The 18,172-nt window shown below is 23.3% G+C and carries 22 protein-coding genes and 2 pseudogenes; 9 read left to right on the forward strand and 15 right to left on the reverse strand.

Annotated features, from left to right (window positions below; genetic code table 4):
* Positions 1-62 precede the first annotated feature (62 nt).
* Positions 63-1,070, forward strand: a complete 1,008-nt coding sequence (gene gap, locus ACQH26_RS05000) for a type I glyceraldehyde-3-phosphate dehydrogenase (RefSeq protein WP_425383014.1) — start codon at positions 63-65, stop codon at positions 1,068-1,070.
* A 126-nt stretch (positions 1,071-1,196) separates the two neighbouring features.
* Positions 1,197-2,387, forward strand: coding sequence for a phosphoglycerate kinase (locus ACQH26_RS05005; RefSeq protein ID WP_425383015.1), 1,191 nt, complete (start codon positions 1,197-1,199; stop codon positions 2,385-2,387).
* 439 nt (positions 2,388-2,826) lie between these two features.
* Here the strand turns inward: ACQH26_RS05005 and ACQH26_RS05010 are convergent, their stop codons facing one another.
* Together ACQH26_RS05010 and ACQH26_RS05015 are read right to left on the reverse strand one after the other, a co-directional pair.
* Positions 2,827-3,315 (reverse strand): IS630 family transposase, encoded by a 489-nt coding sequence (locus tag ACQH26_RS05010; RefSeq protein ID WP_425381884.1) that lies wholly within the window; start codon positions 3,313-3,315, stop codon positions 2,827-2,829.
* 40 nt (positions 3,316-3,355) lie between these two features.
* Positions 3,356-3,715: an IS630 transposase-related protein gene (locus tag ACQH26_RS05015; RefSeq protein ID WP_425383016.1), complete on the reverse strand. Its 360-nt coding sequence runs from the start codon at positions 3,713-3,715 to the stop codon at positions 3,356-3,358.
* Positions 3,716-4,000: 285 nt separating this feature from the next.
* On the opposite strand from ACQH26_RS05015, the gene ACQH26_RS05020 reads away from it, so the two are divergent.
* The 3 genes from ACQH26_RS05020 to ACQH26_RS05030 all read left to right on the forward strand — a co-directional run bounded on the left by ACQH26_RS05020 (position 4,001) and on the right by ACQH26_RS05030 (position 5,781).
* Positions 4,001-4,228, forward strand: a complete 228-nt coding sequence (locus tag ACQH26_RS05020) for a hypothetical protein (protein WP_425383017.1) — start codon at positions 4,001-4,003, stop codon at positions 4,226-4,228.
* Between the two features lie 390 nt (positions 4,229-4,618).
* Complete coding sequence (locus ACQH26_RS05025) at positions 4,619-4,801, forward strand: hypothetical protein (protein WP_425383018.1); 183 nt, start codon at positions 4,619-4,621, stop codon at positions 4,799-4,801.
* 242 nt (positions 4,802-5,043) lie between these two features.
* Positions 5,044-5,781: a hypothetical protein gene (locus ACQH26_RS05030; RefSeq protein WP_425383019.1), complete on the forward strand. Its 738-nt coding sequence runs from the start codon at positions 5,044-5,046 to the stop codon at positions 5,779-5,781.
* 59 nt (positions 5,782-5,840) lie between these two features.
* Here the strand turns inward: ACQH26_RS05030 and ACQH26_RS05035 are convergent, their stop codons facing one another.
* From ACQH26_RS05035 to ACQH26_RS05075, 9 genes and pseudogenes are all read right to left on the reverse strand, one after another.
* Positions 5,841-6,479, reverse strand: coding sequence for a hypothetical protein (locus tag ACQH26_RS05035; RefSeq protein WP_425383020.1), 639 nt, complete (start codon positions 6,477-6,479; stop codon positions 5,841-5,843).
* A gap of 205 nt (positions 6,480-6,684) precedes the next feature.
* A complete protein-coding gene (gene argF / locus ACQH26_RS05040) occupies positions 6,685-7,689 on the reverse strand; it encodes an ornithine carbamoyltransferase (protein ID WP_425383021.1) in 1,005 nt (334 codons plus the stop codon).
* Positions 7,690-7,764: 75 nt separating this feature from the next.
* Complete coding sequence (locus ACQH26_RS05045) at positions 7,765-8,010, reverse strand: hypothetical protein (protein WP_338961939.1); 246 nt, start codon at positions 8,008-8,010, stop codon at positions 7,765-7,767.
* Positions 8,011-8,411: 401 nt separating this feature from the next.
* Positions 8,412-8,837, reverse strand: coding sequence for an IS630 family transposase (locus ACQH26_RS05050; protein WP_425381899.1), 426 nt, complete (start codon positions 8,835-8,837; stop codon positions 8,412-8,414).
* 40 nt (positions 8,838-8,877) lie between these two features.
* Positions 8,878-9,237, reverse strand: a complete 360-nt coding sequence (locus ACQH26_RS05055) for a helix-turn-helix domain-containing protein (protein WP_425381978.1) — start codon at positions 9,235-9,237, stop codon at positions 8,878-8,880.
* Positions 9,238-9,616: 379 nt separating this feature from the next.
* On the reverse strand, positions 9,617-10,432 hold the full coding sequence (locus ACQH26_RS05060; protein ID WP_425383022.1) for a hypothetical protein: 816 nt from the start codon (positions 10,430-10,432) through the stop codon (positions 9,617-9,619).
* 53 nt (positions 10,433-10,485) lie between these two features.
* Positions 10,486-12,144: a DAK2 domain-containing protein gene (locus ACQH26_RS05065; protein ID WP_425383023.1), complete on the reverse strand. Its 1,659-nt coding sequence runs from the start codon at positions 12,142-12,144 to the stop codon at positions 10,486-10,488.
* 23 nt (positions 12,145-12,167) lie between these two features.
* The gene (locus ACQH26_RS05070) at positions 12,168-12,461 is read right to left on the reverse strand and encodes a hypothetical protein (RefSeq protein WP_174481144.1); all 294 of its coding nucleotides are present in this window, start codon (positions 12,459-12,461) and stop codon (positions 12,168-12,170) included.
* A gap of 700 nt (positions 12,462-13,161) precedes the next feature.
* Positions 13,162-13,305 (reverse strand): annotated as a pseudogene (locus tag ACQH26_RS05075) (transposase); the annotation flags it as partial.
* A gap of 82 nt (positions 13,306-13,387) precedes the next feature.
* Between ACQH26_RS05075 and ACQH26_RS05080 the strand changes: the two are divergent.
* Both ACQH26_RS05080 and ACQH26_RS05085 read left to right on the forward strand, forming a co-directional pair.
* Complete coding sequence (locus ACQH26_RS05080) at positions 13,388-13,513, forward strand: transposase (RefSeq protein WP_425382580.1); 126 nt, start codon at positions 13,388-13,390, stop codon at positions 13,511-13,513.
* Positions 13,514-13,667: 154 nt separating this feature from the next.
* On the forward strand, positions 13,668-13,817 hold the full coding sequence (locus tag ACQH26_RS05085; RefSeq protein WP_425383024.1) for a hypothetical protein: 150 nt from the start codon (positions 13,668-13,670) through the stop codon (positions 13,815-13,817).
* On the opposite strand, the gene ACQH26_RS05090 is transcribed toward ACQH26_RS05085, so the two are convergent.
* A protein-coding gene (locus ACQH26_RS05090) for an IS3 family transposase (protein WP_425381867.1) occupies positions 13,804-14,924 on the reverse strand; the annotation gives its coding sequence in 2 pieces (ribosomal slippage) (positions 13,804-14,654 and positions 14,654-14,924; 1,122 coding nt in all). The two genes, ACQH26_RS05085 and ACQH26_RS05090, sit on opposite strands and share 14 nt — an antisense overlap.
* 75 nt (positions 14,925-14,999) lie before the next feature.
* Between ACQH26_RS05090 and ACQH26_RS05095 the strand changes: the two are divergent.
* Positions 15,000-15,682 (forward strand): annotated as a pseudogene (locus tag ACQH26_RS05095) (IS5 family transposase); the annotation flags it as partial.
* Here ACQH26_RS05095 and ACQH26_RS05100 read toward each other — a convergent pair.
* The 3 genes from ACQH26_RS05100 to ACQH26_RS05110 all read right to left on the reverse strand — a co-directional run bounded on the left by ACQH26_RS05100 (position 15,668) and on the right by ACQH26_RS05110 (position 17,734).
* The gene (locus tag ACQH26_RS05100) at positions 15,668-16,093 is read right to left on the reverse strand and encodes an IS630 family transposase (protein WP_425381899.1); all 426 of its coding nucleotides are present in this window, start codon (positions 16,091-16,093) and stop codon (positions 15,668-15,670) included. The pseudogene ACQH26_RS05095 and the gene ACQH26_RS05100 sit on opposite strands and share 15 nt — an antisense overlap.
* Before the next feature lie 40 nt (positions 16,094-16,133).
* A complete protein-coding gene (locus tag ACQH26_RS05105) occupies positions 16,134-16,493 on the reverse strand; it encodes a helix-turn-helix domain-containing protein (RefSeq protein ID WP_425381863.1) in 360 nt (119 codons plus the stop codon).
* 409 nt (positions 16,494-16,902) lie between these two features.
* Positions 16,903-17,734 (reverse strand): IS5 family transposase gene (locus ACQH26_RS05110; protein ID WP_425383025.1). Its coding sequence is split into 2 segments (ribosomal slippage): positions 16,903-17,463 and positions 17,465-17,734, totalling 831 coding nucleotides; the frame shifts between segments, so codons are not numbered across the junction.
* Positions 17,735-17,942: 208 nt separating this feature from the next.
* Between ACQH26_RS05110 and ACQH26_RS05115 the strand changes: the two genes are divergently transcribed.
* Positions 17,943-18,155, forward strand: coding sequence for a hypothetical protein (locus ACQH26_RS05115; protein ID WP_425383026.1), 213 nt, complete (start codon positions 17,943-17,945; stop codon positions 18,153-18,155).
* Positions 18,156-18,172 lie beyond the last annotated feature (17 nt).

The raw sequence follows: 18,172 nt of genomic DNA on the forward strand, positions 1-18,172 counted from the left end.
TATAATATACCTAGTCATTAATCAATATAAAAAAACAAACACACAAAAGGAGTGACTTAATAATGGCAATTAAAATTGCAATTAATGGATTTGGGCGCATTGGGCGCCTTGCCTTCCGTCAATTATTTGACAAAAAAGAAATTGATATTGTTGCTATCAATGATTTAGGAAATGTAGAAGCCCTAGCATATCTATTACAATATGATTCAGCACATAGAACTTGAAAACACGGAAAAATCAAAGCAGACAAATCAAAAAATACTATTAATGTTGATGGTAAAATAATTAAAGTTTGTCAAGAAAAAGACCCAAAAGCATTACCATGAAAAGCCAATGCAGTTGATATCGTAATTGAAGCAACTGGACGTTTTACAACAAAAAAATTAGCACAAGCACATATTGATGCTGGAGCTAAAAAAGTTGTGATTTCAGCACCCGCTAAAGGAGACTTAAAAACTATTGTTTATAATGTTAACCATGATATTCTAAAAAGTACTGATAATATTATTTCTGGTGCTTCATGTACTACTAATTGTCTTGCTCCTGTTGTTCATGCTCTAGAATCAGAATTTGGAATTATTAAAGGATGAATGACAACAGTTCATGCTGCAACTAATGACCAACGTTTACTAGACTTAGAACATTCAGATTTCAGAAGAGGACGTAGTGCTATGTCTAATATTGTTCCTGCAGCTACAGGTGCTGCTGCAGCTATTGGTTTAGTTATCCCTTCTGTTAAAGGAAAACTAGATGGTTCAGCAATGCGTGTTCCAATTATTACTGGTTCAATTGTTGATTTAACAATTGAATTAAAGAAAAATGTTACTGTTGAACAAGTTAATGCAGCAATGAAAAAACATAGTAGCGAATCATTTGCTTATAATGAAGATCCAATTGTTTCAACTGATATTATTAGTTCAAGTTTTGGTTCAATTTTTGATGCAACATTAACAAAAGTTATTGAAGTTGAAGGCAAACAAATTGTTAAAGTTTTTGCTTGATATGATAATGAAATGTCATATGTATCACAATTAGTAAGAACAGTAATACACTTAGCAAAGCTAAAATAATTTTTAAATAGTTTAATTAAAATATTAAACTACAAAAATGCATCTTACCAATTACAAGATGCATTTTTATTAATCGTTTTAAAAATATATTAAAATTATAATATGAAAAAAGGAGATGAAAATTATATGAATAAAAAAACATTAAAGGATCTTGATTTTAAAAATAAAAAAGTTATTGTTCGTTTTGACTTCAATGTTCCATTAGAAAATAATAAAATTACCGATGATACAAGAATAAAAGCAAGCATCGAAACTATTAAGTATTTACAAAATCAAGATGCAAAAATAATCATGTTATCACATCTTGGAAGAATTAAATCTGAAGCTGATAAAGCGAAGAATACTTTAGCGCCTGTTGCAAAAAGACTAAATGAAATCTTAAAAGAAAATGTAACATTCATTAATGAAACTCGTGGTACAAATCTTGAAACAGCTATTAATAATCTTAAAAACAAAGAATTACTTTTAATAGAAAATACTCGTTTTGAAGATTTAAATGGTAATAAAGAATCTACTAATAATCCCGAATTAGGTAAATATTGAGCACATTTAGGTGATGTATTTGTTAATGATGCTTTTGGTACTGCACACCGTGCTCATGCATCTAATGTTGGTATTGCTACTAATATCAAAAATAGTTGTGTTGGTTTATTAATTGAAAAAGAATTAACAATGCTTAATAAAATCACCGTTAATCCAGAACATCCTTTTATAGCAGTACTTGGTGGTGCTAAAGTATCAGATAAAATTGATGTTATCAAACAATTATTAACAAAAGCTGATAAAGTTCTTGTTGGTGGTGGTATGGCTTATACTTTTATGAAAGCATTGAATTATAAAATTGGTGATTCATTATTAGAAAAAGATAAAATTGATATTGCTAAAGAAATTATTGAATTAGGAAAAGAAAAATTAATACTACCTATTGACTTTGTAATTGCTCCGGAATTTAAGGATATCAAAGGTAAAATTACTACTAATGAAAATATTGATGATGGATATGAAGGAATGGATATTGGTCCAAAAACAATTAAATTATTTGAAAATACTTTAATTAATGCTAAAACTGTTTTTTGAAATGGACCATTAGGAGTTTTTGAAATGAGTAACTTTGTTAATGGAACAAAAAATATTTGTAAAACTATTTCACAATTAAAAGGTGCATTTACACTAATTGGCGGTGGTGATAGTGCAGCAGCAGCAGTTAAATTTGGATATGAAAATAAATTTAGCCATATTTCAACTGGTGGGGGTGCTTCATTAGAATATCTAGAAGGTAAGGATTTACTTGGTATTAATGCTATAGAAAATAAATAGTGAAAATATATGATTACTCAAGATCAAACAACAAGTGTTTTTATTCTTATTAGTTTATTTTTAATTGCGATGGTTTTAATATTTCAATTATTCCAATTTTTTTTTGATTAATTATTATTTTAAAAACTAAAAAAAATGATACTAAATTAAAACCTAGCTATCAACAAGCATTATCCAATGAAAATATTAATTGTCAAATATTTAAAAGTAAATTTACTTTTAAATATCTTAACTATAATTTTAAAAAAAATATTTTAAAATTAAAAAGTCGTGATTTTAATGAAACCACTACTTGAAATAAATATCAAACTTTAAGTAGTGTACTTGTTATTAAGTGAAAAAATAATTCTCAAAAATGAAGTAATTTAGCTCTACCAATTATTAATTTATTTTTTATAAATGGTGTTATTATTACTATTATTTGTGCTTTATTATATAGCTAACTAAAGTAATGTTTACTCATATCTTGAAAAACAAAATCAATCGCTTTTTTAATATTTGGTCAATAATTTGGTAATATTTTTCTTATATTATGTTTTATAGCAAATCAAAAATGTTCAATTGGATTTAAATTAGGAGAATATGGCGGAAGAAATAATAGTTTGCATCCAGCATTTTCAATTAATTGTTGTGTTAATTTAGATTTATGAAACGTTGCATTATCTAAAACTATAATTTGTCCACGCTTTAATACTGGAATTAGTTTATTTTTAACATATGATTCAAAAATTTTACTATTGCAATGTCCTTCAAATGCTCATAAGGCTTTTAATTTACCTTTATTTAGTGAACCAATTATACTCATTCTCTTTATTTTATATGCGGGTTTATTATCAAATAATATTTTACCTTTTTCAGATCAACCATATTTATAAAATTCATTATCATCAATTCCAGATTCATCAATATATACTAAATCTTCATTCATTATTTTAGCTATTTCTTTTAAAAAATCTTCTTGTTTATTTTTATCTCTTTGTTCATATAGAAAAGTTTTTTTTATATGTATAATTTAGTTTTTTAAAATAGTTATAAACTGTTTCTTTAGTCATATTTCCAAATTTATCAATTACTTTTTGAACTGTAACATCTTTATTTTCTGCTAAATAATTTTTTAATTCATCTAAATCCTTTATTTTGTGGCTATGTCCTTTTTGATAATTCAAAATTGGTTTTATATGCCCAGTTTCTTTTTTTCTTTTTCTTCATAAAAATAAAGTCTTTCTAGTGATATTGAACACTTTAAAAATTTCTTTAATTTTCATATTTTTACTTTCATAAGCTTCTATTACTTTTCTTCGTAAGTCTTCACTGTATGGTTTTGGCATAATTTAATCTTCCTAATCTATTTTAATTATTGCTGAATTGTACTTTTAAATTCAAAAACTGTTTAAATTACATATTATTATTTTACATTATTTATGAGTAAATATTACTTTAGTTAGCTATATATATTTAAATTTCATTTACAAAAGTATAGTAATCTTGCTTTAAATTATATACCATGTTTATTATGATAAAAGCAAATATCCTAAGAAAAATAAAAAAATGTTAAAATAAATACATAATTTTAGATATATTTTATTAATTATTATTTTGAAAGGGATGTTAAAATGAAATATTTTAATCCAAGTTTTTTATTTAAATTATGAATATTAATTATTCCATTATTTCATAATGAAAAACAAAAAGTACAATCTATGCCAATAAAATCATTAAGTAACCCAACAACCTTACAAGAATCATTAACCAATTTACAACAACTACCAATTAATTTAAAACAAGCCGAAATTTTTAATCATAAACATCGTCATAAAAAAGAAATATTAATAGTAACTTAAAAAATTCAACATTTTTTAATGGTACATGTACAAATGAAGGAACTACTTTCGTAAAATTAATTAAAGAAGACTTTTACTGTGGTGTTGAAGAGCTTTGAACTAATAATAAAGGAGTTGCTATATTACCTTATGTTTTAAAAGATAATGAATATTATTATTTACTAGTTAAAAAAAATAATCCGTTATTTAAAAGTAAACAAATTAGTGAATATAGCACTATTACTGGGGGAGTAGAAAAAAAGATCTTAACACAACAGTAATAAATGAAATGAAAGAAGAAGCTAATATTAATGTTAATAATACAAAAGCAAAAATTTATTATTTAGGTAACATTATTCAAACAAAATAAGTACCAAAGAATGACATTTGTATGGAATTGATTTAACAAATATGAATTTAGATTTAAATAAGCCCTACAAAGGTGATGGAGATGGTTCTATTGCTGAAAAAACAATTACTGCCAAATTTGTAAATAAAACTATTTTAGGCATGTGCAATGATGTTTTAAGTTTAGCTATTTATGGAAAATTAAATTTAGATAAAAAAAATCGAATCAAATTTAAATATTGATAAAATTAATTCAATGGAATTAGGAAATTTTTCAAATCAATCTTTAACAAGTATAAATAACAACTCCTCATTATAAAAATAAGTTATTTATATTATTGATAGACATCAACTAAAAACTCATTTGTTGACTATGTGCCAAAACTTAACTGCAATAAGAAACAATCTATTAGTAATTACGATACTAAACATATTTTTAATAAAAAAAATTGAAAGGGAAAAATAAGATAATGTTAAAACAATTATTTATGGAAATTAAACAAAAAAAAACTAAGAAAAAAATAAATAAAATAAAAGAAAATTTAGTTTTTATTGACAGAATAAATTTACTTATAGAAAAAATTGAAAATTTTAAAATTAATTTTATTGAAATTACAATATATGCACAAGATATAGACTTAACTTCTTACTATCTCTCACAACATAATCTTGAAAATAATTCTAATAAATATTATTTTAAAACAAAAAATGAAGCAATAATATTTTTGAAAAAATATAAGAAAATCTATGAGCAACGAATAACAAAAACTAAAGAAAAATATGGAAAATCAATACCATTATTAAATGGTTTGCAACTTAATCAAGAACAAGCACTATTAAAAGGAACAGACTTAATAAGCACAGTATCATTAAAAAATAACAATAATGTTTTAATAAAAATTAAATTAACTGAACAAATTGAAAATATATATACAAGTCTTTTCATAGCAAATAATCAAAAAAGTGATACTACAAGTCTTTTGGAATTTGAAGATCAACAAGCAGACACGTTAACGCTACTTTCTGATATTTACTATGATAGCACACCAACCCAATCACAACAAAATTTAAGTTCTTTTATTATTGATACTAGTACAAACACTAAAGAACAAAGTCCTGAAGAAATAGAAGAAATAAAAGATGAAAAAAAATATAAGTTTCTTAATTCTGAAAACTCACAAATAGTAAAAAATAAACTAGCACAAAAAGTAGTATATAATATATAAAAACTTTTAAATAAATTAACTAATGTTATTCTTTTAAATTAAAAAAAAGAATAACATTTTTAATAACAAATTAAAGATTGACTACTATCATTTAATTCTGAATTATTATCTCAATTATCCAACATATCATTAATTGCTCTAATTGAAATAGGATCAAATCTAATTAATTGATTATTAACATCAATAATTAAGTTATCTACCATTCTTTCCAATTCTCATTGAAACATTAATGGTTTTTCTTTATTTTGTAATTCTTCTTTTTTATTGTTCAATTTTGTTAATATTTCTATTAAGCTAACTGTATTATTTTCATTTCAGTTATTATTTATATTTACAAAATCATTTCTTAAATTTTCAATTTCACTAATAGTTTTATTTATATACCTTGCTTCTGCTTTCTTCTCATATCATTCAGGAAATAATTTTTTGTATACAAATGGTCCCATAGTAAATAATACTAATAATGAACTAGTAACAGCACCCATTAGCATTCGAATTGGTAATAAAAATAAATTTTCATTACTACCAAGTGCTTTAACAATTTTTTCATTACATAAATATGTTATACCAATTCCTGGTATTGTACTAAGCAAAAACCCACTACTAATAATACTCACTTTTTTTCATATATTTAATCCTTGATAATTATATATTAATTGTTGTCTACTATCTTCTGATATTCCTTCTTGTCTTATCATAATTTACTCCTATTTTTCTAATTTGAGTTAATAAAATTAATTACTAATATCTTAACATAAAAACTAACATTAATATTTTATTAAACAATTAATTAATATATTTAATATTCTAAAATAAAAATAATAAAAACTAATTAATGGAAATAAGTTTATTAAATAATAAAATAATTAAAACTTCTTTTCATTTTTAATATAATCTCATATATTATCCTTTCAAAGTTGCTAACATTACAGCTTTAATAGTATGTAAACAATTTTCTGATTGTTGAAATACCTTTGATGCAGAAGATCGAAATACTTCATCAGTAACTTCTAATTCACCTGTTCCACCATATTGTTTAACAATATCTTGAGTAATTTGTGTATTACCATCATGAAAACTTGGTAAAGAATGTAAAAATATAACATCTGATTTTGCAATTTTCATTTTTTCATTATTAACTTGATATGGCATTAATTCTTTAATTCGTTGTTTTAATAAAACTTTATCTTCACATACAGATGTTCAAACATCAGTAGCAACTACGTCAGCATCTTTACTTGCTGTTTTATAATCTTCTGTTAAAATAATAGAGCCACCCGTTTCTTGAGCAATTTCTTGACATTGTTTTAATAGTTGAGGATATGGTCATAAATTTTTATTAGCACAAATTACTAAATTCATTCCTAATTTTGCACTAATAATCATATAACTATTAGCCATATTAAAACGAGCATCTCCAAAATAAACAAATTTAATACCTTTAACATCTTTATTTTTTTTACACTCTTGAATTGTCATAATATCGGCTAGCATTTGTGTTGGATGATATAAATCAGTTAAGCCATTTCATATTGGAACACCGGCATTTTCAGCTAATTCTTCAACATCAGTTTGTTTATATCCACGAAATTGAATACCATTATAAATTCTACCAAGAAATTTAGCGGTATCAACAATTGATTCTTTAATTCCTAATTTACTACTAGTTGGATCAAAATATGTTGAATGCATTCCTAAATCACAAGCAGCAACTTCAAACGCGCTTCTTGTTCGTAATGAATCTTTTCGATATAATAAAGCAACACTATAGCCTTTTAACGACTGTTTTTCTATTCCTTTTTGTTTTGCAATTTTTAAAGTAGCAGCTAATTCTAATAAGTAATAAATTTCTTCTGAAGTAAAATCTAATAAACAAATAAAATTTCTGCCTTTTAAATTAATAGCCATGATATGTTTTCTTCCTTTCAGTTCCTAATATCTTTATTTAATTTAACAGCAAGTAATTATTTTGTTAATAAATTGTTAAACTGAAAGTTGTTTTAAATATTTTTCTAGTGAAATAATATATTCTTTTTTAGAATTCCATTCTTTCAAAATTTGATTGATTAAGTAAGAACATATTTTTTTATCTTGGATAATACTCGTTACAACAAACTTTTTAATATAAAATACTCCAATACCATTTCTGATAAAAATTTTAGCAAGTAATAAAACTATTTTTAATTTATTAATTTTTGAATATATATTAATAGCAGACTTACTTTGCATTCAGTATTCTCCTTAACTTAAAATATTCTTTTTTCTGTCTCATAGTTAACATTTAAAACCTTTTTTTATATTTTTGCAATAAATATACAAAAAATTACTAATGAATATATATATAGCTAACTAAAGTAATGTTTACTCATATCTTGAAAAACAAAATCAATCGCTTTTTTAATATTTGGTCAATAATTTGGTAATATTTTTCTTAGAACCTGTTTAGGATCTTTTTTGATTAATTTTTAATAAAATTTATATTATAATGGTTATTTTATAATAAAAAATAGATTTTTAGTCGATAAGTTTTCAAATGATAAAATCTTTTTAACAAAAAAATGAAAAAGAAAATAAATTATTGGTTAAGTACCTATTTATAAATGATTATTTCTTGTTTTAGTTAAATTCTATTAAAAAGATCCTAAACAGGTTCTTATATTATGTTTTATAGCAAATCAAAAATGTTCAATTGGATTTAAATTAGGAGAATATGGCGGAAGAAATAATAGTTTGCATCCAGCATTTTCAATTAATTGTTGTGTTAATTTAGATTTATGAAACGTTGCATTATCTAAAACTATAATTTGTCCACGCTTTAATACTGGAATTAGTTTATTTTTAACATATGATTCAAAAATTTTACTATTGCAATGTCCTTCAAATGCTCATAAGGCTTTTAATTTACCTTTATTTAGTGAACCAATTATACTCATTCTCTTTATTTTATATGCGGGTTTATTATCAAATAATCTTTTACCTTTTTCAGATCAACCATATTTATAAAATTCATTATCATCAATTCCAGATTCATCAATATATACTAAATCTTCATTCATTATTTTAGCTATTTCTTTTAAAAAATCTTCTTGTTTATTTTTATCTCTTTGTTCATATAGAAAAGTTTTTTTTATATGTATAATTTAGTTTTTTAAAATAGTTATAAACTGTTTCTTTAGTCATATTTCCAAATTTATCAATTACTTTTTGAACTGTAACATCTTTATTTTCTGCTAAATAATTTTTTAATTCATCTAAATCCTTTATTTTGTGGCTATGTCCTTTTTGATAATTCAAAATTGGTTTTATATGCCCAGTTTCTTTTTTTCTTTTTTTTCATAAAAATAAAGTCTTTCTAGTGATATTGAACACTTTACAAATTTCTTTAATTTTCATATTTTTATTTTCATAAGCTTCTATTACTTTTCTTCGTAAGTCTTCACTGTATGGTTTTGGCATAATTTAATCTTCCTAATCTATTTTAATTATTGCTGAATTGTACTTTTAAATTCAAAAACTGTTTAAATTACATATTATTATTTTACATTATTTATGAGTAAATATTACTTTAGTTAGCTATATATATATTAAATTAATAAGTGTATTTTATTGTATATTTAAAATGTAAAACTATCAAAATAAAATTTTAAATATACAATAATAAATGAAATTGAAAAATATTAGTTTAGTAATTAAATGTAAAATTAAAAAAAACAAAACTTTAAAACTTACTAAAATAGAATATTTTATAAAAGTTTTGAAAATAATGTTTTATCAATAAAACTTAATATAATTTTAAATTTAAAATTTGTACCTATAATTTAGGTACAAATTTTTATTATTTCTCATTTTGCTGTGTATACATCACAATACGTAAAATAAGTTGTAATATTTCATAAATCATACGAATCAAGTAATAAATAAACTTAATTTGGAAAATTCAATTAATAGCACGTATTTCTTTTTCATTTAAAATACCAACAAGATTTTGACAAATTTCTTTTCTTGATTTAGCATAAAAAATCATTTGCATTGAAGAAAAAAGAATTAATAAAATACTACCTAAAATTGATAAAACAATTGAAAGTATATTGGCGCTCGCTGCTGATAAAGTAATTCAAGAATTAGCAGGTGAAAGAGCAAATAGAATAGCAAGTGCAAAAGGAATTAAAACAAAAAATAATGTTATTTTACGAGAAAAATCTCATCAAAAAGTATTAAAACGACTACTATTTGAACTACTTACTGCCCAAGTACTTTCCATTGCCATTGCTAAAGTATAAATAGAACGACGGTTATAAGTTCATGGTAATAATCTTAAAGTAAAATTACCATTATTAAATAAATATGGCCTTAAATAAAAAAACCTAGGTTCAACAGTAATACTATTAATATTACCAAATCCCTTAAATTTTATTCTTTTTGCATTAATACCGTATGTTTTTAAATATTTTTGAGATAACTCGCCACCAGTTAAATTAGCACTATTTTCACGATGGAATCAAGAATACTTAATTCAAGTGAAAAATCAAATCATAGTAACAACAAACAAAATTATACCAACAATAGCTACTAAGCTTGCTAAAACTATTAAACTAGTTGATCAAGTCTTTGGATCATTTGGATTAACTGAGGATAATAATAAATTAGTCATAATCTTCTCCTTTCTAACTATTTGAATAGAGTCTACAATATTATAACATAGTATTATTCCACCACGAAAAGAAAGTTATAAACTTCTTGATCACCATCAACAATTTCATATTCAATATCATAATCTTCATCTAAAATTTTTTTCATAAAATTAATTTGATCTTTTGAATAACCTTTACCTTTAAAAATAGTAATTATTTCTGCACCATCTCAAATTAATTTAGTAAACAATACTTTAATTACATTAAATAAATTTTCATTTGAAGCAATAATTTTTTCTTTACCATCTTTATTACGAAAACTAACAGCAGAAAAAAAGTGTTTTTTTCCAATTTTAATACCATCTATTTCAACATCACGATCAGCAACTGTTATATAACCAAAAGCAGCATATTTAATTTCACTTCACATATTTTTATTATTTTCTTTTGCACTTAATTCAGGATTAAAATTTAAAGCAGCACGCATACCTTGAGCAATATTTTTAGCAGGTAATACAAAAACTTTTGATTTTTTTTCTAATTTTCTTGCTTGTTCTGCTGCTAAAAATAAATTACTATCATTTGGTAAAATAAAAACATTTTTTGCATCGACAATTTCAATTGCCTTTAAAAAGTTATCTGTTGATGGATTAATTCTTTTTGAATACATAATAATATTGTTAACCTTTAATTCATCTCTAAAAAAGGTTTCAATTCCTCTACCGGGAACAGCAGCAATTAAAGCAAATTTATTATTTAATTTACGAATTGGTTTAATAGTTTGTGTATGTGCTTTTGCCTGTTCGGTCATATTTTCAATTTTTACTTTTAAAATTTCACCAAATTTCTGAAAATAATTTAAAATTTGACCCGGTTTTAAAGTATGAACATGAACTTTAATTAAATCTTCATCATCTACTAAAACTATTGATTGACCATCCATTGTTTCTAAATCAGTTCGTGTTTTGCTTAAATTAAAATCTAACTTACTAACTTTATTTAGTTTTACAATAACTTCTGAACAATAACCAAAGTTTTCTTGATTTAAAACCATTTCTAATTTTGCTGTATCTTGTTGTTCTAATTTTTTCTTTGGTGAAATAACTTTACCGTGCTTTAAACCATACACCATACCTTCAACAATATAAACTAAACCAGCACCACCCGAATCAACAACTCCTACTTTTTTTAAAATTGGCAATAAATCAGGTGTTCTTTTTAACGATTCATTCATTCCTTCTAGTAATTTTTCAAAAATATAAAGCGAATCTTTGCCTGTTATTTCTAATTCATTAATATAACTAGCACCATCTTTAATAATAGTAAGAATAGTACCTTCTACTGGTTTCATAACGGCACGATATGCATAATCTTGTGCACTTTTTCAAGATTTTAATAAATCCTCATTACTAATGAAATCATTTTTTAAATCTTTTGTTTTTATAGTTTGAAAAAAACCACGAAAAATTTGAGATAAAATAACTCCAGAATTACCACGCGCACCCATCATTAAACCACGAGAAAAAGTAGTAGCAAATGTTTTTAAACTATCATATTCTTTACCATTTAATTCTTTTATACCATTCATCATTGTTAAATTCATATTTGTTCCAGTATCACCATCAGGTACGGGGAAAACATTTAATTTATCAACTTCAAAATGATGATTATAAAGATTATTAGCACCGCTAATAAGCATAACTTTTAAGGTTTTAATATCAATTTTTTTCATTTAATTTCACCTTATATTTTCTTTTATTCTTCAATTAAATCATGAACAAAAATGTTAAGTACTATATAGTCTTGATGTTTAATAATCTTTTCAACAATATATTTTAAATTTTTCTGAGTTTGATTCATAATATTTCAAATATTATTATTAAAAAAACAAACTATATTAATATCAATAATTCAACCTAAATCAGACTTGTTAACTTTAATTCCATAATTATTATCTTTTTCATAAATATTGGCAACACCTGGTACAGATAAAATACTTTCTGATAATGCTTTTTTAATAATGTTCATAATATCTTTATCTTTTTCCACATAATCACCCCTATTATATTAATAATAAATTAAATTTATATAAAATAAAATCTCTTATAATTTTTATAGTCTCTTACATTATACCTAATATAATATATCAAGACAATAATAATCTTAAAGATAAAGATATTATATATTGATAATGGTTTTTTCTATATAAAAACATAATTAAAAAAAACTAAACTACCTAATTATTAATTATAAAATACTATCTATAATTTTAAAAATTAATATTAATATTACTTTACTAATATTAATACAATAATAATTAAATAATTACTTATTCTTAACTGTCTTATTTTTATACTTAAACATTATATAATAGAAAATAATAAAATTTAAAATATATAAAATACTATCTAACCAAAAGTATAATTAATAATTAAACTATACTTCAAAAATTTACTATATATAGCTAACTAAAGTAATGTTTACTCATATCTTGAAAAACAAAATCAATCGCTTTTTTAATATTTGGTCAATAATTTGGTAATATTTTTCTTAGAACCTGTTTAGGATCTTTTTTGATTAATTTTTAATAAAATTTATATTATAATGGTTATTTTATAATAAAAAATAGATTTTTAGTCGATAAGTTTTCAAATGATAAAATCTTTTTAACAAAAAAATGAAAAAGAAAATAAATTATTGGTTAAGTACCTATTTATAAATGATTATTTCTTGTTTTAGTTAAATTCTATTAAAAAGATCCTAAACAGGTTCTTATATTATGTTTTATAGCAAATCAAAAATGTTCAATTGGATTTAAATTAGGAGAATATGGCGGAAGAAATAATAGTTTGCATCCAGCATTTTCAATTAATTGTTGTGTTAATTTAGATTTATGAACTGGATGGGTTACACTTTATTGGACACTAATTACGTAGACAAGTGAACAAATTAGTTGAAAGAAAGGAACTATAATTATGGCCAATATTAATTCATATACCGATGAATTTAAAAAACAAATAGTAGCTTTATATCAAAGCGGCAAATCAGTATCTTACCTTGCTAAAGAATATAATGTTACAAGAGCAGCTACTTATAGCTAACTAAAGTAATGTTTACTCATATCTTGAAAAACAAAATCAATCGCTTTTTTAATATTTGGTCAATAATTTGGTAATATTTTTCTTAGAACCTGTTTAGAATCTTTTCGAAAATAATGTAAAATGATTATATATTTTAAAATCAGAGGTATATATTATGCATAAAAATTATCCAAGTCATGTCACCAAAGAACAATTTGAGAACATAAAAACAATTTTAGAAAATAGCAAAAAGAAAACAAAACCAAGAAGTTTAGATTTATATGAAGTTGGAATGGCAACACTTTTTAGGACTATTTTTTGGTAGACATTTGTTTTTGATAATTAACTGGAGTTAAGTAGTTTAAAGTGCTGTGGATTCTTATGTTGTTGTATCAATTGATGTAATCAAATAATTCTAATTTTAATTGGATTAATGATCTAAAATTTTTATCATTAATAAATTCAGTTTTGAAAGTTTTAAAAGTTGCTTCAGCAACAGCATTGTCATAAGGACAACCTTTTTTGCTTAAAGAGCGAGTAATATTGAATGCTAGTAAAAGTTTATCAATAATTTTATTATTAAATTCATTACCACAATCACTATGAAATATTTGAATATCTTTTAAACAGCGATTTGATTGCATAAATGCTTGATGTACTAATAAGGCATCTTTTCTAGTACCTACACTATGTCCAATAATTTCGCGGTTAAATAGGTCAATTAATAAGCAAATATAGTTTCATTTACCATTAACTTGAACATAAGTTAAATCACTGACAATAACTTCATTTTTAAGCCTATTATTAAAGTTTCTATTCACAAGATTAGTGATTTTTTCATCATTTACTTTGTTATTATGATTTTTGAATGATAATTTAGTGTATTTTGATATTAAATTATGCTTATTCATAATTTCTTTAATTTTTCGTCTTGATAAATAAATTTCTTGGTTTTCTAATATTACTTTTAATCTTCTTGTTCCATAAACACATTTATTTTCTTTAAAAGCACTAATAATAGCTTCATCATAAATATTATTTTGAATTTTATTTTCTTTTTTCTTTAAATTAAAATAATATGTTGATTTAGAAATTTTTAAAAAATGACACATTGTGCGAATTTTATATTTAAACTTATTGTTTGTAATAATTTCTATTTTCTGCCTATTATTAGTGCTGCTTGCTTTAAAATATCATTTTCCATTCTTAATTGTTTTAATTCTTTTCTTAATTTAATTAATTCATTTTCTTCAACAGAACGATTATCTTTAGCTTTAAAACTACCTGAATTAGTAAATTGCTTAATTCAATTATAAGTAGCTGCTCTTGTAACATTATATTCTTTAGCAAGGTAAGATACTGATTTGCCGCTTTGATATAAAGCTACTATTTGTTTTTTAAATTCATCGGTATATGAATTAATATTGGCCATAATTATAGTTCCTTTCTTTCAACTAATTTGTTCACTTGTCTACGTAATTAGTGTCCAATAAAGTGTAACCCATCCAAAGTATTTTGTGCAATTTTATATGTATTAAAAAGTGGTTGTCAATGAAGAATGCTACCAAAAAATTTTCCAAAATGACAAACTGTATATTATTATTTTCAAATTTGAAGTAAAAATAACGGTAAAGAAGCTAGTGTATGGCAATTAATTTTAAAAAAAAATTGGTTAAAAAAGTTCGTATCAACAATAATCGCAAAGAACAAACTAGTTTTTGTATAATTGATTCGCAAAGTGTTAAAAATACAGATACTACTGAAAATAAAGGTTATGATGCTGGTAAAAAGATTTCAGGAATAAAGCGTCATATTATTGTTGATTCTCAAGGTTTACCACATGCAATTTACATAACCACAGCAGAAAAAACAGATCGTAATAGCGCTATAATAATGATTGAAAATGAAAAAGAAAATCTTTCTGCAGTTCAAAAAATAATAGTAGATGCTGGTTATACTGGTGAAAAATTTGCTTCTGAAATCAAAACAATCATAAATGCAAATGTTGAAATTATAAAACGCAATGAACTACATACTTTTGTAGTATTACCAAAAAGATGAATTGTAGAACGAAGCTTTGCTTGATTAGAAAAATACAGAAGATTATGAAAAAATTGTGAAAGAAAACTAAATACTAGTTTACAAATGGTTGTTCTTTCCTTTATTTCAGTTTTATTAAAAAGATCCTAAACAGGTTCTTATATTATGTTTTATAGCAAATCAAAAATGTTCAATTGGATTTAAATTAGGAGAATATGGCGGAAGAAATAATAGTTTGCATCCAGCATTTTCAATTAATTGTTGTGTTAATTTAGATTTATGAAACGTTGCATTATCTAAAACTATAATTTGTCCACGCTTTAATACTGGAATTAGTTTATTTTTAACATATGATTCAAAAATTTTACTATTGCAATGTCCTTCAAATGCTCATAAGGCTTTTAATTTACCTTTATTTAGTGAACCAATTATACTCATTCTCTTTATTTTATATGCGGGTTTATTATCAAATAATCTTTTACCTTTTTCAGATCAACCATATTTATAAAATTCATTATCATCAATTCCAGATTCATCAATATATACTAAATCTTCATTCATTATTTTAGCTATTTCTTTTAAAAAATCTTCTTGTTTATTTTTATCTCTTTGTTCATATAGAAAAGTTTTTTTTATATGTATAATTTAGTTTTTTAAAATAGTTATAAACTGTTTCTTTAGTCATATTTCCAAATTTATCAATTACTTTTTGAACTGTAACATCTTTATTTTCTGCTAAATAATTTTTTAATTCATCTAAATCCTTTATTTTGTGGCTATGTCCTTTTTGATAATTCAAAATTGGTTTTATATGCCCAGTTTCTTTTTTTCTTTTTCTTCATAAAAATAAAGTCTTTCTAGTGATATTGAACACTTTACAAATTTCTTTAATTTTCATATTTTTACTTTCATAAGCTTCTATTACTTTTCTTCGTAAGTCTTCACTGTATGGTTTTGGCATAATTTAATCTTCCTAATCTATTTTAATTATTGCTGAATTGTACTTTTAAATTCAAAAACTGTTTAAATTACATATTATTATTTTACATTATTTATGAGTAAATATTACTTTAGTTAGCTATATAATTGAATTAAGCAATTTACTAATTCAGGTAGTTTTAAAGCTAAAGATAATCGTTCTGTTGAAGAAAATGAATTAATTAAATTAAGAAAAGAATTAAAACAATTACGAATGGAAAATGATATTTTAAAGCAAGCAGCACTAATAATAGGCAGAAAATAGAAATTATTACAAACAATAAGTTTAAATATAAAATTCGCACAATGTGTCATTTTTTAAAAATTTCTAAGAACCTGTTTAGGATCTTTTTTGATTAATTTTTAATAAAATTTATATTATAATGGTTATTTTATAATAAAAAATAGATTTTTAGTCGATAAGTTTTCAAATGATAAAATCTTTTTAATAAAATTGAAATAAAGAAAAGAACAACCATTTGTAAACTAGTATTTAGTTTTCTTTCACAATTTTTTCATAATCTTCTGTATTTTTCTAATCAAGCAAAGCTTCGTTCTACAATTCATCTTTTTGGTAATACTACAAAAGTATGTAGTTCATTGCGTTTTATAACTTCAACATTTGCATTTATGATTGTTTTGATTTCAGAAGCAAATTTTTCACCAGTATAACCAGCATCTACTATTATTTTTTGAACTGCAGAAAGATTTTCTTTTTCATTTTCAATCATTATTATAGCGCTATTACGATCTGTTTTTTCTGCTGTGGTTATGTAAATTGCATGTGGTAAACCTTGAGAATCAACAACAATATGACGCTTTATTCCTGAAATCTTTTTACCAGCATCATAACCTTTATTTTCAGTAGTATCTGTATTTTTAACACTTTGCGAATCAATTATACAAAAACTAGTTTGTTCTTTGCGATTATTGTTGATACGAACTTTTTTAACCAATTTTTTTTAAAATTAATTGCCATACACTAGCTTCTTTACCGTTATTTTTACTTCAAATTTGAAAATAATAATATACAGTTTGTCATTTTGGAAAATTTTTTGGTAGCATTCTTCATTGACAACCACTTTTTAATACATATAAAATTGCACAAAATACTTCATATAAATCTAAACTTCTTGGTTTTGTTTTCTTTTTGCTATTTTCTAAAATTGATTTTATGTTCTCAAATTGTTCTTTGGTGACATGACTTGGATAATTTTTATGCATAATATATACCTCTGATTTTAAAATATAGCTAACTAAAGTAATGTTTACTCATAAATAATGTAAAATAATAATATGTAATTTAAACAGTTTTTGAATTTAAAAGTACAATTCAGCAATAATTAAAATAGATTAGGAAGATTAAATTATGCCAAAACCATACAGTTAAGACTTACGAAGAAAAGTAATATAAGCTTATGAAAGTAAAAATATGAAAATTAAAGAAATTTGTAAAGTGTTCAATATCACTAGAAAGACTTTATTTTTATGAAGAAAAAGAAAAAAAGAAACTGGGCATATAAAACCAATTTTGAATTATCAAAAAGGACATAGCCACAAAATAAAGGATTTAGATGAATTAAAAAATTATTTAGCAGAAAATAAAGATGTTACAGTTCAAAAAGTAATTAGACTTACTGCATAACTAGTTAACTTTTCATT

This window comes from Spiroplasma endosymbiont of Melieria omissa (assembly GCF_964031175.1).
GTDB lineage: Bacteria > Bacillota_I > Bacilli_A > Mycoplasmatales > VBWQ01 > Spiroplasma_E > Spiroplasma_E ixodetis_A.